The following is a 15,456-nucleotide window of genomic DNA, read 5'->3' as shown; positions in this document are numbered from 1 at the left end:
CTCATGACGCACGAGCCGATCAGCTCTACCCCATCGGTAACCGTGCAATCGGTGCTGTTCCACACACCGCCTGAGGCAATCGAACGCGCGTTGGAGGCCACCCACCGCGCAGCGGAGATCGGTTGGCTTGAGAAGACGGGAGGTGCCGTCGTCGTGAGTTTCGGTGATTGCTCGCCGACGCCGACCTTGACCGAATCCTGGCTCCGTGTTTGGCGAGACCGGTTTCCATCACTATCCGAGATTCGATACGAATTCTTCGGAGAGAACCTTGGACATGGGGGAGCTCAGAATAGGATTGCCGCATCTACGACATCCGACTATCTCGTGATCGCGAACCCAGACATCGTTATATCACCCAGAGCAATTCAATCATTACTCAAGGTATTCGCCGACCCTGCTGTGGGAATCGCCGAAGCAAAGCAGCTTCCCTTGGAGCACCCCAAGGACTACGACAGTCGTACTGGAGCGACCTCGTGGGCAGCGGGTGCTTACTCCATGTTCCCGACACGACTGTTCAAGGACATCGGCGGCTTTGATGCGGAGAGCTTCTTCATGTACTGCGACGACGTAGACCTTTCATGGCGGATCCGCGAGGTCGGCCGCAAGATCGTCTTTCAGCCGGGAGCCTCGGTCTTCCACGCCAAGACGCTCTCGGAGAACGGGAGATGGCGGCCCACTTCCTCCGAGCGCTACTTTTCCGCAGAAGCCGCTCTCCTCCTCACGTACAAGTGGTCGCGCCCGGACCTGACGGATCAGATTCTCTCTTCGTTCGACGCTTCCGGCGACCTTGATGCTGCACGCGCTGCAAGGGAGTTCCGCTCGCGTATGGAACGAGACGCCCTCCCAGAACAGCGGGATCCGCATCATCGAACCGCCGAGTTCACCGATGGCAACTACGCTACTCACCGGTTCGTCCTGTGAGCAGCGATGCGGTTCCGTACGACTTCGCCTTCTCCGAGGAGTCAGCCTATGGCCACGCGCTGGAGCTGATTGCTGGTTACCAGCCTGCATCAGGAGACGCTATCCACCTGGATCTCGCCTGCGGCGCCGGGGTGATAGCCAGCCATGTCGAGTCACGCTTCGGAGCAACCTACGTTGGTGTCGATCTGGAACAGAGACAAGTGGATCGTCTCCGCACGGCGGGTTTCGAAGCGCATCAAGTCGATCTCCAGGCGGAGAACTGCTACGACGCCCTCCGAGAACTGATCGCCGGCCGGCGCATCGCTGCCATCACGCTCCTTGACGGATTCGAACACCTGGCCCGCAGGGATGCCGTCGGTGAGGCGCTCACCAAGCTCTCACGGGACCACGGCTGCATCGTCGTCTTGAGTGTTCCCAACGTCACACACCGCGACATCGCGGTGAAGCTCGCGTTCGGGTCCTGGGACTACACCGCGACTGGTCTCCTTGATCAGACCCACGTCCGACTCTTCGGCGAACGGCAGTTGGAGCAAGATCTCGGGACGCATGGCCTGCATCGGATCGCTCGGCACGACGTCGTCATCACCAACAGTGACCAGCACTTTCCCGAGGATCATTCCGCGCTCCAGCAGGGCACGACCGTCGAGACCTTCTTGGCAGGCCTTCGCGACGGTGTCGAGCCGAACGCCACCGTGAACCAATTCGTCTGGGCGTGCGTTGCCGGCCCGAAGGTAACCGCTCCGGCCTGTGAACAGACGATCGACGGACCGAAGTTCACGGTCCTGATTCGGACCCAGGGTAGGCGGGTCCACGAGTTACAGGAGGTCTTCACCTGTCTCGCAGCGCAGAGCGATCAGGACTTCGAGGTCGTCCTCGTCGCTCATCGAGTGGAGGACCGTTCTGTCGTGGACCGGTTGGTGGACGACACCACGACCGGTCTCAAGGCCAAGACAAGAGTCGTTCACGCCGACCGCGGCAACCGGGCCACCCTGCTGAACATCGGATTCGCAGAAGCCCGGGGTCGGTACGTAACAGTCCTCGACGATGACGATCTCGTACTGGGGCACTGGATCGAGACGTTCAGCGCGCTGGACCGAAAACACCGGGGTCAAGTCCTGCGCAGTCTCGCGGTCGTGCAGGGAGCAGCGCGTGTCGAGGTGTTAGGGCAGCACGGCATCCGTGCGACGACCTCACCCGAGATGGTCTATGAGCCCGAATTCTCGTATGTGAACCATCTTCTGCACAACCAGTCTCCTTTCATGACCCTCGCGTTCCCACGTTCACTCTTCCGTGACCTCGGCGTGCGGTTCGACGAGTCCCTGACGACGACCGAGGACTGGGACTACCTCCTCCGAGCTGGATCGATCGTCGGGGTTGCGGATTCGCGTGAGATCGTCGCGATCTACCATCGCTGGGTTGAGCAAGAGAGCTCGGCCACGGAACACGATGCTGAAGTGTGGCGACTCAACGAGCTCTTCATTCGACGGAACATCGACGCGCGACCGCTACTGCTCCAGCCGGGAGAGTCTCGACGCATCCGTGAGCTGGTCGAGTCGGAGCATCTTCACCGAGCGCTGGTCTCGCAAGAATCGATCGACCCGCGAGATCCTGATCGAGCAGAAGCGCTCCATCGTCTGGCCAGTCTGCTCGATTCGACGTCCTGGAAGGTCACATCACCCCTTCGCTGGGCCGGCTGGTTCATGGGTCGCGGTCACGGAGCCCAAAGCTCGCACTTCACCGGTGCGCGGGCCGCTGACATACAACATGCAATCGCGGAGGTCGAGCGCTCACGCTCGTGGCGACTCTCGCGATGGTTGCTCCGCAAGTGACGGCGCGGAATCGAGAGCCTCGCCACGCGGAACCATCAGGCGATGAGACGGCTGAGCGGTCGCGTGTCATCAAGCTGACTGCGACGTGGGTAGTCTTTGTTGCTTTCGCTGGTTCCGCGTGGATAAACCTGCTCACCATCTGGGGGTACGGGGTTGTCGCCCTCAGCTCGATCGTTCTGCTCGCCGTGTTGTGGCGCCGTTCGCCTGTGGTATTCACCTTGCGCCGCCTACCGTGGGGACTGGTGAGTTACGTCGCTCTTGCCGTGATCTCGGTAATCTGGTCGGCCTACCCTCTCGGTACGGTCGTGACCCTTCTCGGTATGTTGATGTGCACCGCGGTCGGCATCTTCGTTGCGCGGCACTTGCTCTGGGACGATGCGATGGCCGCGATTCAGCGGGCTGCGCTCAGCGTCCTGGCGTTGTCGCTGCTCTTCGAACTGTTCGTTTCCCTCGTGATACGTCATCCAGTGCTCCCCTTCTTCACTGACTACGGCGACGCGAAGCCGCCCTTGCTCGCCTACTGGTCGAGGGACGTGCTCTTCGAGGATGACCGAATTCAGGGGCTACCCGGTAACGCGAACCTGTTGGCATTCGTAGCCGCAGTCGCGCTGATCGTGAGTCTCGCACGCCTCGCGACGGCGAAGGCTCGGGTGGAGGCTCTGAGCTGTGTCATTGTGGCTATCCTGACGCTCTGGCTCACCCGCTCCTCCACCGTCCTCGTAGCGTTGGTCGGCACGGGAGCCGTTGTTGCGGCGATCGGTATGGGCATCGCCTTGCGTCCTGGGTGGACGAAACGAGCCGTCGTCACAGCCGTCTTGCTGGTCGTGCTGGGCGCGGTAGGCACAGCCGCGCCCCATTGGCGAGCCATTCTCAGCGGGTTCGGAAAGAGCGCCGATCTCACCGGTCGGACCGAGATCTGGCTGAAAGTCGTTGAGCGCATCGAAGAACGGCCCCTTCTCGGCTGGGGATTCTCAAGCCCTTGGGCAAGCTGGGAACCTCAGTTCTCTGAGTTCGTTGTCCGCAACGGTGTCCGTCAGCTCCAAGCGCACAACGCGTGGCTCGACGTGACCATGCAGCTGGGGCTCGTCGGCGCTCTCGTGTTCCTGGTCCTCGTCGTCCAGACGGCGCAAGGCACCCTGTGGCTCTTGCCACAGCGATTGACGAGGAGGACTTTCGGCGCGTTCATGGCAGGAGCTGCGCCGTTCTCGGTCCTGTTGCTCTTGATCCTGCAGAGCCTCACTGAGAGCCGAATACTCATCGAGTCGGGTTGGGTGCTTCTTGTGATCCTCGCGGTGAAACCGCGCGTGTCAGGCAGTCTGCCTCGGTGTGGGTGTACCGATGGAACGATGACGCACCGACCGTCAGTGCGGAGGTTGCGCAATCGCCCGGCAGGTAGGGCGTCATGACGCAGTAGAGGAATTCCAGAGGCGCCGCAGCCTCGGTGCTCATAACCCCACCGACAAGGTGCGAAACCTGGAATGAGTCACGAACCCGGCAAGAGTCCGACGATGCGACGCGTAACTCCGCTCACTGCGGATTCGAGCGGGCCGCGTCTGCTGAGGCCGGCCAGGAGTATCCCAAGTGCGCAGATCCCGAGGTATTGAAGCGCCAGCGCTCCCGGTCCGCTTGCCCACCATGCCGAATAACTACTGGCACCGGCGTCCACAGCTGCCATCATGAGACTTGTCGACAGGACATGGGCCACGTAGATCGTCAGGGGTGCGCTGCCCGCCTTCTGCAGCACGCGCATCGGGACGTTCATGGGACGACTCTTCGCTGTGCCCCAGAGCAGGAGACCGAGGACTGGGATCGCGGCGCCCATGGTTCGGATCATGTCGGCGGTGGATCCGGTGTGGGGCGCGGCGTTCATCAAGGCGATCCAGCCGCCCCGAGAGGATGAACAAAGCCCTGCCCGACGACCCCCATCTCGGCGACAGTTCTCCGGGATGGATCGCCGCCACTGAGGAAAATCGACGACCGCAGGACGACTTGCGAGGTCGGAAGCGACGCCCAAGAGCAGAAGAACGGATCCCACCCCGAGCAGGCGAGGTCCCGTTGTGCCGCGACCGTCGGACCGGCGTGCGAGCGCCCACCGTCCGATCAGCAGGCCGACGATCATGTAGCCCAGCCAGGTGATCACCGGGTCCATACCTGTGAATGCAACAGTTCGGAGAAACGCCAATGGGCTTGTGAATGACAGCTCGCCGATCGTGTCCTGGTCCGGCGCGTTGAAGACGACCACATTGAGCTGAGGACCTAGGACGACGAGCAACGTTGTGAGCGTGAGCAGCATCCATGACTTCAGGTTGACGATGACCGCAAGCACGATCATCGTGGCACCGTAGTAAACCAGGACCAGGATCACCATCGACGGAGCGATGGCCAGTAGCGCGCCGATCACCGCGATCAACAGTCCTCGGACGGCGACCGTGAGCGTCGCGCGGAGATGCTGACCGCTGTCTTGAAAGCGGCGGATCGACAATGCGACGCTAACACCGCCGAGAACGGCGAACAGTGTCGATGGGAAGCCCGTCACCAGCGTGAGGATGGGCGCCGGCATCTGTTCTCAGTGGAGATGCTCGGCGATCATGCCCAACATGGCGATCAGTCGAGCGAGATCCACGGCGAGAATCGGGCCGGGCCCAGCGGTCATAGGAGCTGCAGCACGATAGTGCGCGAACAGAGGTTTCATGATTGATCCTGTTTCAGAACGGCTTCGCCGAAGTAAGCGGGCAGTATGAGACCAAGCGACGCAGCGCCCAGGCGAGGGTGAGGGCTGACACCGGAGAGGCTGTCAGCCCTCACGGATCGGAGCGATGGTCGACGGGACCGCAAGGGCGATTGATCAGCGAGGATGTCAGCGGTGACCAGAATCTGGTTCCGCTCGGAGACGGCGCACCTCCGTCACTCGGACGCAAGCGCCGAGACCGGCGACACCCGGGTCGCCCGCTGAGAAGGACCCAATGCGGCTACAGCGGTGAGGGCCGCAGCCAGGACCACGATGACGCCCAATATCCCCCATGGCATAGCAGGCACGACCAGTCCAGACATCCCCTTCTGCGACGCGAGCATCGATTGGGCGCCTGCCCATCCGTAGAACACGCCCAGCGCCAGACCGACGGCGACGGCCGCGATGGTGAGTTGTGCAGCCTCGACCAAGATCATGCGCCGGATCTGACCGGCGGAGAAGCCCAAAGCACGGAGGAGTCCCAGCTCTCGCTTGCGCTGGATCACGCTCAGCGACAAGCTGTTGACCATGCCGGCAGCAGCTATGAGCGCGCTGAAACCAATCAAGACCGAGAACACGGCGACGACCTGGCCGACGATCTCATCAATGCCGCTGTAGTAGTCGGGGTCGATCGTCGCAGCGCGGACGATCGACTGCTGGAACGTCGATCCAGCGACGGCGAACATCGTGATCAGGGTCACGCCGATCGTCAGACCTACGGTCGTGCGGGAGCTACGCTCGGGATACCTGAGTGCGTTCTCGGCTGCCAGCCGAGCAGGAGCGGAAGATCCGAACAGCCGACCGACGAGACGGAGCACCGGAGGCATGAAGATCGTCGCGCCGACGATCAGGCCGGTGAAGGAGATCAGACCACCGACCACGCCGATGAGGACTCCAGTCGCATCGACAACCCCCACCGCGGCGCCTCCGAGCAACAGCAGGATCCCCACCGTGAACAGCACCCAGGACGTCGCTCGCCGAGCTCGGTTTCCGCTCGCTTCATCCCAGCTCTGCTCCTCCGCCTCACCGAGTGCTTGCAGTGGTGTCACGGCGAGCACTCTCCTGGCCCCCACCCACGACGCCAACCAGGTGACGAGGAACGTAGCGAGCACGGGCAGCAGGACAGACAAGTCGAAGAGGGGGTAGTCGAGTGCCGGCAGGAACCGCGTGGCAACGCCGACCTTCACCATGGCAGCGACGGACCCCAGCCCGAGTGCGAGGCCCGCGAGGCTTCCGATAGCTCCCACGACGGCGCCTTCGCGGCTGACCGACCGACGCTGCATCTGTGCTGTGGAGCCGATGAGGCGGAGGAGGGCGATCGTCCTGGTCCTACCAGCCACGATTGTGGCGAAGGTGTTGACCGTCACGATCGAGCCGACGTACACGGCGAGCGCGACGAAGATGGTCGCGGTAAGGGCGAGAAGAATCGTCACGGTGGAGCTTCCCCCGGTCTTGCCATCCGCGTTGACCATCGCCGACTCGACGTCGACAGCCATCAGCAGGGCGACGCCGAAGAACGAACTCACCGTTGCGACGAAGAGGCTGGCGCGATGCTCCCGCGAGCGACCTGTTTGCTTCGACCCGTTCATGATGCGCGCTCCATTCCGAGCATGAGGGCGGAGATCTGCTCTGGGGTCGAACGGGGACGGTCGTCGACCACCCGGCCATCCGCCAGGAAGACGATGCGGTCGGCGTAACTGGCAGCGATCGGGTCATGGGTCACCATGGCGATACTCTGTCCGTACTCAGTGCTCGACGCGGCGAGCAGCGCGAGCACGCTCCGACCGGTGCGGGAGTCCAGGTTGCCCGTCGGCTCATCGGCGAACAGCACCGCAGGACGCGTGGCGAGAGCGCGAGCGATCGCCACACGCTGTTGCTGACCTCCCGACAACTCATGGGGACGGTGCGTGCGTCGCGACTGGAGGCCCAGCGCACTCTCGAGAGTGCTGATCCAGGCCCGCTCGTCGCCGTTCGGACGACGCCCGTCGAGCTCGAAGGGAAGACAGATGTTGGCCTCGACGTCGAGCGTCGGTACCAAGTTGAACGACTGGAAGACGAAGCCGATCCGACGGCGGCGGATCAGCGTCAACTGGTTGTCGTCGAGGTCGGTGATGTCGTCCTCACCGAGCCGGACCCGGCCGCTCGTCGCGCGATCCAGTCCAGCCATGATGTGCATCAGGGTCGACTTCCCGGAACCACTCGGCCCCATGATGGCGGTGAACGCTCCACGCTCGAGTGAGAGGTTGATGCCGTCGAGCGCTGTGACGGTGTTGTCCCCGGTGCCGTAGCTCTTGCGGAGATCGGTGACGTGAGCCACCGCTTGTTTGTGCGTGTGATTGTCCATGCGAGCAAGCTAAGCGCGGGGGCCGCGTGCGCGGCGTCGACCCAGAGGATCGACCTGCATCCGTCCGCCGATTGATGTGAGGCGCACTTCTGAAGCGCGGCCAACTTCCGCGTGTTCACGCGGAAGATCCGGTCCCGTGGGGGCGCTCCGCTTGGGTTCGGACGGAGAGAGCCCGGCAAAATCCACTCGCTAGGACCCCCGGGTGGTTTACACCCTTGGCGTGCTAGCCCAGGCGGCTCCGTTTCGGTAGATGCTGCTGGATGAGTGTCTGCGAGACCGCGGAGTGATGCAATCGGCCCAGCGCATTTCTAGGGTGACACCATGGACATTCACGCATCATTTGACGCCGAGGAGGCGCTCGACTCGCTCGATCCCGTATCGACCGACACGGTGGAGACGGAGGCGCCGCTGTCTCGCGCTCGGCGCCCACGGCTGGGTCGAAAGGGGTGGATCGGCATCGGCTCGGTCGCCGCGGCTGTTCTGCTCATCGCCTGCCTGATCGTCCTGTTCGCCAACCCTTTCGCTCAGGCCCCAGCCGTCAAGACTTCTTCTGCGACGGTCGAGACCGGGACCGTCACGACGACCGTAAGCGCCAAAGGCGCGATCTCTGCAGCTGCCACCTCTAATGTGTCCTTCGCCAACGGCGGCACGATCACCGGAATCTCGGTCGCGGTGGGGCAGACTGTGGCGGCTGGACAGGACCTCGCAACGATCGACCCCGCCGATGCAGATCGTGCGCTGGCCAAGGCGCAGAGTGCGCTGAGCGCTGCCGAGACGGCGCTCTCCAACCTTCGGTCGGCCTACGCGTCCGCTCGGGACGCATTGGCCGACGCGCGGGCCACTCTTGCTGCCACGCCGACGGACTCGGCCGAGTACGCGACGGCGGCCGCGTCGGTGCGCGACCAGCAGAGCTCGCTGCCGTCGAAGGATAACGACGTCGTCAGCGCGGTGAAGACACGAGACGACGCCGCGCGCGATGTGGATGCCGCTCAAGCTGAACGTGACAAGACCGTCCTCAAAGCGCCGATCGCGGGCATTGTCACTGCAATCAATGGAACGGTCGGTTCTGTCACCGCAGGCGGCGGGACGTCGAATGCCTCCGCAACGGCGAGCGGTTCAGCGTCGGGAAGTAGTGACGGAAGCAGCGGGAGTGGCGGCCCTACCTCGAGCACATCCAGTGGACTGATCACCATCTCCGATGTGTCCACACTCTTCGTGTCCGCTTCCGTTCCCGAAGCCGACGTCCACAATGTGGCGGTGACGCAGCCCGCGACGGTCACGATGGCTGGAGACACCAGCGTCGTGATCGCCGGATCGGTCGTCTCCATCGCGCCAACTCCGCAGACGAACTCGTCAGGCGTGGTCTCATACGCCACGATGATCCAACTCACGACGCCACCGCCAACGGTGAAACTCGGAGAGACCGGGCTGGTCAGCATCGTGACCGCGACCGCGACCGATGTCCCCACGCTCCCGAGCTACGCGGTCACGTTGACCGCTCCCGGCGAAGGAACGGTAATGCTCACGACGAAGAAGAACGGCGCAAAGGCAAAGCAGGTGGACGTCAAGACTGGGCTGACCGGCGACGGTGTGATCGAGATCACCGACGGACTCCTACCCGGCGACGTCGTCCAGGTCGTCGCCCAGCCGGACGCTGGACCCGGGTGCGACGTGGGATGCGGGTCCGATGGCTCGGATGGGTCGGAGAACGGGGAGGGCTTCTGATGGTGCAAGCAAACGCAGCTATCCGTTTGAACCGGGTCCGACGCGAACACGGCAAGGGAGACGGCACGGTGTGCGCGCTCGACAACGTCGATCTCGTCGTGCCGACCGGGGAGTACCTCGCTGTCGTCGGTCCCTCCGGGGCCGGAAAGTCCAGCCTGCTCAACATCCTGGGCTGCCTCGACCAGCCCACATCCGGCTCACTCGAAATCGCCGGCCGGGCCGTCTCCGATCTGCGTGAACGTGAAATCGCTTCCATCAGGAACACCGAGATTGGATTCGTCTTTCAGGCGTTCAACCTGATCCCGTCGCTGACCGCGCTCGGCAATGTCGAGCTCCCCATGATCTACACCGGTGTCGGGCGGGCCGAGCGACGCGCCCGCGCGGGCGCGGCGCTCGACCGGGTCGGGCTCAGCGGGCGCTCGTCCCACCGACCCAACCAGCTCTCCGGCGGGCAGCAGCAGCGCGTCGCTGTCGCTCGCGCTATCGTCAATCAGCCGACGTTCATCCTCGCAGACGAACCGACCGGCAATCTCGACTCCCAGGCGACCGACGAAGTTCTGGCGATCTTCGACGAACTCCATCGTGGCGGCGCGACCGTCGTCGTCATCACCCATGAGGACGACGTCGCCTCGCGCGCGCAGCGGGTCATCGTCATGCGGGACGGCCGCATCGAGCGCAGCTATACGAATGAAACGGTCTGCGCATGAATCCGATCGATCTCGCCACCGCCGCCTTTCGAAGTCTGCGCGGAAACCTCACCAGATCGATCCTGACGATCCTCATGGTCGTCATCGGAGTTGGTTCGGTGATCACGCTCGTCGCCGTCGGGAACGGCACGACCAAGCAGGTGAACGATGAAGTGGCGTCGCTCGGCGCGAGTGCCGTCTACGTGGACACCTCAATGGGGAGCGAGAGTCCGCCCCCACATCCGTTGACGCGCACTGACGTCGAAGCCCTCGCCACTGACCCGCTGGGCACGGACATCGATCTGGTCGCTCCGTTGGTCTACTCCAGTGCGAAGGTGGTGGTCGGCGCGTCGTCGGCCTCCGCCCAGATCGTCGGAACCAGCCCGGCCTACTTCACGATCACGAACTCGAAACTCATCGCCGGCCGTCTGTTCACGCAATCGGATGTGTTCACGGACCAACCCGTGACGGTAATCGATGCGACGATGCAATCGACGCTCTTCCCCGACGGGTCATCGGCGGTCGGCCAAACGGTCCTCGTTGCGGGCAGTCCCGCACTTGTAACCGGTGTGCTCAGCCCGACGGCTGCAGACAAACAGTCAGCCGGGATGAGCGACGGAACAATGTACGCCCCGATCGATCGAGTCGAGGCCACGATCGCAGGGTACAACGACCTCGGGTCTATCGTGTTGAGCGCTACTTCACCGGCCACGGTCGATGCGGCGAAGTCACAGGCAACATCGATCCTCGCGTCACGTGGTGCACTGAACCCGACCTTCTTCTCGTCCGACCAGCTCCGTGACGCACTCGGTGGGACACAGGAGAGCCTCAGCAGTCTGCTGTCGAGCATCGCGGGGATCAGCCTCATCGTCGGCGGCATCGGTGTGACCAACGTCATGCTGCTCACGGTTCGCGAGCGGACCAGGGAGATCGGCGTCAGGAAAGCGCTCGGCGCGCAGCCGGTGTCGCTTGCCGGCCAGTTCGTACTTGAGGCGACCGCGCTGAGCATCGTCGGTGGAACGTTGGGCGTAGGAGTCGCTCTGGTTGCATCCCTGTTCCCGATCAACGGAGTGCAACCGATCATCGACGGGGCGACCGTCGCCCTCGCGGCGGGTCTCTCGGTTGCGATCGGCGTGTTCTTCGGCACCTACCCAGCGGTGAAGGCGGCACGGATGAACCCTGTGCAAGCGCTCCGGGTCGGAGCCTGACCGATGGTGGAACTCATTTCCGGTGATGCTACTCCCGAAGATCCCCGACTCCGTGTTCACTCTGAGACCATCTGTCAGTGCGGCAGTGTGGAATCGATCACGAATCCCGCCAACGACCTCGAGCTGGCTAACCGGCTGGAGCAGGCCGCGCGCTGCCGCCTTCCGCGGCTAGGACGCTACGTCATGTGCAGTGGCGCGTTACTCTCACTCAGTGTGCTGGTGCTGGCGTTCAGGGCGCCCTCCGGCCCGTTCGTGTCCCTGATGGGTACCCTGGTCCTCACCGCGAACGTGACCGCGTTCCCCATCCTCCTCGGAGGTTGGCGGGCTCGCGGCGTAATCCCGGCCTCGGGACGCCTCGCGCTGAGACGATACCGGCGGGTCGCGCCCATCGTGGCGTTCACCACCTTGACGTTGGCTGCGGTCGCGCTCGCCGTCCGGCCAGACGAGCGAGTGTGGATAGCGATCGCCCTGATCGCACTCATCATCGGCGAACACGTCTACTGTCTGGGGTCTCAGGAGAACACCGCAAATCCGCCCCAGGCATCTGCACTGATCCTGAACGAGGAGTTCACCAGTGCGCCCCGGTTGAAGACGAGCGCCTTTCTGTTCGGATGCGATGAGGCCGAGTTGGCAGCAGTCGCGTCGGCGACAAACACAGAACTGTCCGCGCTGTCCAAGGCTGCGTCGTATCTGGAAAGCGTCGGTTTCCTCTGTATCAAGGAAGGCCACGTCGGAAAGCGTCCACGAACCTGGTTGTCACTCACAGGTACTGGCCGAGCCGCGTACGCCGCACACGTGCGCACCTTGGAACACCTCACCGATGTGGCCAAAGCGACCCCCTCCGACCGATGATCCCCCACTCGACCTCACCCGCCTCGATCTCTGCATACGACGCAGAGCGCTCCCGATCGGTACTCTCGCCATCATGCGTGTACTGATCGTCGAGGACGAACCCGAGCTGGCGTCCGCGATGCGCGCCGGTCTCCGTCTCGAGGCCATCGCTGCCGACGTTGGCACGGCCATGGCGATGGACACACTTGGTGCGGTTGTTCCGTTGTGCGATTTCGGGTCGCGGCGAACCGCGATGTGCACGTGTGCCGAGGGGCGGAACGGTCTCGAAGGAGGACTTTCCAGCTTCGTGTCTCCTCACCGAGCCGAGAGCGCACGCTCAGCTGAGACGCCAGTCTTCGACGACGCGAAGCGCTTGCTCGCGGCTGTGAACGCCGAGCTTCTTGTAGACAGCGGCGAGGTGACTCTTTGCCGTGTCTGGCGACACATGCAAGGCGGCGGCGATCTGCTTGATTGAGCGGTGCTGGTCAAGCACGCCCAGTACTTCACGTTGACGTTTGGTGAGTTCGATGACTTCCGCACGTGAGTAGACCTCGTCCGGCAACTCGTGAGCAAGTGACACTTTTTCAGCGAGTTCCGTTCGGATGCTCGGATGAGCTTCGATGACTTCACGAAGGCCGTTCGTACGGCGTACTGAATCCGCGGCCCACTCGAGCGCGTCCCCCGCTTGTGTGATGTCACCGAGGAGGCGTTGTGCGGCAGCCTTGGTGATCAGCAGCGACGGCGCTAAGCGATGGCGGCCGCCTTGCAGATGTTGCGCAGCAGAGATCAGGTTCAGAGCGCGTTCCGGCTGACCGGTGAGGAGGGCGAGGCGTGCCTTCGCTGACCATACTGACTCGTGGCTGTTTGTCGCTGCTAAATCCTGCAGCACGTGTGCCGCAGCTTGGTAGTTGTGACTGGCCATGTAGAGGTTCGCGAGATCCACTCGCAGCGTGCTGCCCGCAAGGGTTCCGGCGCCAGTCAAATCCCGGCGCATGTCGAGCACGTCCTCGAGGACAGCTGCAGTGGCTGGTCGTTCAGAAGCGGTAAGCGCGGCTTTCGCACGGATATGGTAGGCAATCCACCAAAGCGCTCCCGTTCCGGGCTCATGGTCATAGTGCCCGACGCTCGGCGTCCTCAAGCACCCCAGAGAGATGAGTGCCGCAGCATATTGCGCCGCAGTGTAGTAAAACGCATGCATCGGGCCGGTCGACTGGTCTGGACTCGGCACTTCTCTCAGAGCATCCTCCGCAAGCGCGAAGTTGCCTACAAGCGCGTAGGCAAGTGCCGCGAAATTACTGATGTGTGGAGTACAGGGGTGGTCAGTGGCATCCGCGCGCCGGGTTCCCTCCATGAATATCCCAATTGCCTCGCGTAGGTCTCCGCGGAGGAGTTTGACCAGCCCGACTGTGGTGAACACAGGCGGTAGGAGGTCGTCGAACCCGTCAGTGTCCTGTGATTCGGCAACCAGCCGCAGCGATGCATCTGCTTGTTCGTCGGCGTCAGCGAGTCGGCCGGCGGCGACCAGCACACGGAGTTGGGTGTGCATGACTCCAAGACGGTCCCGTGCTGTAGGCCGGTCCTGCCTCTCCACCCAGGTTGCGAAATATTCAAACACTCGGGCAGGAACGAGCCCGTACGGGTTCGACACTGCACTGGCGATGGCTCCAGCCATCAGATACCGAGGGTTCTCCCACAGCCACTCTTCGGAAGCTGCGGCGAAACCCTCGAGCAGTGCGTCTGGTTCAACGAGCAGGCGCGCGAAGAAACTGTTGTCGATGGCGGCAGCGAACGCTTCCCAGTCCTGCGATCTCGCCATCGAGCTCAAACTCGGCATCAACGATTCACTTTCCCTTCATCACGGCGTCCGAGCAGGCGCAGATGCGCGGCGCCACACCCAGTTCGGACACACATGAGTTTCCGGATTGGTACGACGACAAACTACGCAGTCGGGCAGATCATGGACAGTTACCCGGCCACCAAACAGCAACAACTCAGCCCCCCCCCCCCCCGGCATTTCAGGACGAGCATCTTCGACGTGCCTGGCCACGTCACCAATACGCCGGTCCCCACCGTCCCGTGAGCTGACAAGATGAAAGTGTGACACCCGTCGGCAACGAATCCACTCGTCTCGTGATCCTTCGAGGAGACTCTGCCTCGGGAAAGACGACGACGGCGCTGGCGCTACGCGAAAAGCTCGGGCCGAAGGTTGCCCTCATCCATCAGGACTACCTCCGCCGCGAGATCCTGAGCAACAACGACAGGCCACAACGATCCCACCACGCAGGCATCCTGATCGTCGGCGCTGCACGCGAAGCTCTGAACCTCGGATACGACGTCATCCTGGACGGAATCTTCAATCTGCGCGACTATTCAGCGCTATTCAAGCACCTGCGCGACGAGCACCGTGGGCAGACCCGGATCTACCAGTTCGACATCGGACTCGACGAGACGATCCGACGCCACGCAGGACGGCCACTGTCGAAGGAGTTCGGCGAGGACAAGATTCGCGAGTGGTACGACGGGTGGCAACCACTCCCCTGGCACGACGAGACACGCGTAGGCGGCGACGTGTCGACCGAAGATCTAGTGGCGTCGATCTTGAAGGGCCTCAGCCTACGACGCTCACCGCGGCAGGCGATCGAGGGTGAATAGTCCTCGCAGTGACAAGCCGGATATCCAGTCGCCTGGTGCGTGTCGGTGGAGCTGACAACTCTTCCTCTGTCGCAACCCGCGCTCGTGAGCTCAGAGATGCTCGCGGATTCGTGCGTCGATCTCATGCGCCTCGGTCTCCGTGGCGAGATGCTTCGCAGCCGCCTCCAGGTAGACCGCCCGCTCGAGCTCCGACGCATCCGTCACGCCAACACCACACCCCTTCCCGGGTGCGATCATCGAAGCTCACGGCTCGTGCTCTCCGTGCGCGTCCTCGACTGACGCGGCGGTCGGTGTCTCAGGCCCGCGATCGAGCGCGGCCGCGCGCGTACCCGGCGATGTAGATCACGAGCAGGATGATTCCACCGATCTGGAGCGCGAGCGATAGCCCGGCGAGGAATTCCACCTGCGGCCACACAAGCCGAAGCACCAGAGACACGAACATGGACGTGAGAGCGACGACGACCAGTGTGTTCTTCATGGTTCGATCCTACCGGTGCGCTCAGACTGACGCGGATGCCGGCACAAAAACGGC

13 protein-coding genes and 1 pseudogene are annotated in these 15,456 nt (G+C 63.2%); 9 read left to right on the top strand and 5 right to left on the bottom strand.

What is annotated here, in order from left to right; genetic code table 11:
• The first annotated feature begins 3 nt into the window (after positions 1-3).
• The 3 genes from ITJ66_RS16485 to ITJ66_RS16475 all read left to right on the top strand — a co-directional run bounded on the left by ITJ66_RS16485 (position 4) and on the right by ITJ66_RS16475 (position 4,156).
• Complete coding sequence (locus ITJ66_RS16485; protein WP_194645307.1) at positions 4-921, top strand: glycosyltransferase; 918 nt, start codon at positions 4-6, stop codon at positions 919-921.
• The gene (locus tag ITJ66_RS20230) at positions 918-2,750 is read left to right on the top strand and encodes a methyltransferase domain-containing protein (protein ID WP_194645306.1); all 1,833 of its coding nucleotides are present in this window, start codon (positions 918-920) and stop codon (positions 2,748-2,750) included. Before ITJ66_RS16485 ends, ITJ66_RS20230 begins: the two co-directional genes overlap by 4 nt.
• Before the next feature lie 242 nt (positions 2,751-2,992).
• Positions 2,993-4,156 carry an O-antigen ligase family protein gene (locus ITJ66_RS16475; protein WP_194645305.1) on the top strand — a complete coding sequence of 388 codons (1,164 nt, stop codon included), beginning with the start codon at positions 2,993-2,995 and terminating at the stop codon, positions 4,154-4,156.
• Positions 4,157-4,233: 77 nt separating this feature from the next.
• Here ITJ66_RS16475 and ITJ66_RS16470 read toward each other — a convergent pair whose 3' ends face one another.
• From ITJ66_RS16470 to ITJ66_RS16460, 3 genes are all read right to left on the bottom strand, one after another.
• The gene (locus tag ITJ66_RS16470; RefSeq protein ID WP_194645304.1) at positions 4,234-5,310 is read right to left on the bottom strand and encodes a heparan-alpha-glucosaminide N-acetyltransferase domain-containing protein; all 1,077 of its coding nucleotides are present in this window, start codon (positions 5,308-5,310) and stop codon (positions 4,234-4,236) included.
• 344 nt (positions 5,311-5,654) lie between these two features.
• Complete coding sequence (locus tag ITJ66_RS16465) at positions 5,655-6,845, bottom strand: FtsX-like permease family protein (protein WP_370582712.1); 1,191 nt, start codon at positions 6,843-6,845, stop codon at positions 5,655-5,657.
• Between the two features lie 218 nt (positions 6,846-7,063).
• Positions 7,064-7,822, bottom strand: a complete 759-nt coding sequence (locus tag ITJ66_RS16460; protein ID WP_194645302.1) for an ABC transporter ATP-binding protein — start codon at positions 7,820-7,822, stop codon at positions 7,064-7,066.
• A 321-nt stretch (positions 7,823-8,143) separates the two neighbouring features.
• Between ITJ66_RS16460 and ITJ66_RS16455 the strand changes: the two genes are divergently transcribed.
• From ITJ66_RS16455 to ITJ66_RS19865, 5 genes and pseudogenes are all read left to right on the top strand, one after another.
• Positions 8,144-9,547 carry an efflux RND transporter periplasmic adaptor subunit gene (locus tag ITJ66_RS16455; protein ID WP_194645301.1) on the top strand — a complete coding sequence of 468 codons (1,404 nt, stop codon included), beginning with the start codon at positions 8,144-8,146 and terminating at the stop codon, positions 9,545-9,547.
• Positions 9,547-10,254 (top strand): ABC transporter ATP-binding protein, encoded by a 708-nt coding sequence (locus ITJ66_RS16450; RefSeq protein WP_194645300.1) that lies wholly within the window; start codon positions 9,547-9,549, stop codon positions 10,252-10,254. Before ITJ66_RS16455 ends, ITJ66_RS16450 begins: the two co-directional genes overlap by 1 nt.
• A complete protein-coding gene (locus ITJ66_RS16445) occupies positions 10,251-11,441 on the top strand; it encodes an ABC transporter permease (RefSeq protein ID WP_194645299.1) in 1,191 nt (396 codons plus the stop codon). Before ITJ66_RS16450 ends, ITJ66_RS16445 begins: the two co-directional genes overlap by 4 nt.
• 87 nt (positions 11,442-11,528) lie before the next feature.
• Complete coding sequence (locus ITJ66_RS16440) at positions 11,529-12,293, top strand: transcriptional regulator (protein ID WP_370582685.1); 765 nt, start codon at positions 11,529-11,531, stop codon at positions 12,291-12,293.
• Between the two features lie 73 nt (positions 12,294-12,366).
• Positions 12,367-12,453: pseudogene (locus tag ITJ66_RS19865) on the top strand (response regulator transcription factor); the annotation flags it as partial.
• Positions 12,454-12,609: 156 nt separating this feature from the next.
• Here the strand turns inward: ITJ66_RS19865 and ITJ66_RS16435 are convergent.
• A complete protein-coding gene (locus ITJ66_RS16435; RefSeq protein WP_194645298.1) occupies positions 12,610-14,088 on the bottom strand; it encodes a response regulator transcription factor in 1,479 nt (492 codons plus the stop codon).
• A 314-nt stretch (positions 14,089-14,402) separates the two neighbouring features.
• Between ITJ66_RS16435 and ITJ66_RS16430 the strand changes: the two genes are divergently transcribed.
• A complete protein-coding gene (locus ITJ66_RS16430) occupies positions 14,403-14,924 on the top strand; it encodes an AAA family ATPase (RefSeq protein ID WP_370582684.1) in 522 nt (173 codons plus the stop codon).
• Positions 14,925-15,219: 295 nt separating this feature from the next.
• Here ITJ66_RS16430 and ITJ66_RS16425 read toward each other — a convergent pair whose 3' ends face one another.
• A complete protein-coding gene (locus ITJ66_RS16425; protein ID WP_194645296.1) occupies positions 15,220-15,402 on the bottom strand; it encodes a hypothetical protein in 183 nt (60 codons plus the stop codon).
• Positions 15,403-15,456: the final 54 nt, after the last annotated feature.

Source organism: Plantibacter sp. VKM Ac-2885, from assembly GCF_015351205.1.
GTDB lineage: Bacteria > Actinomycetota > Actinomycetes > Actinomycetales > Microbacteriaceae > Plantibacter > Plantibacter auratus.
This window is presented reverse-complemented; position numbering and strand designations above follow the sequence as displayed.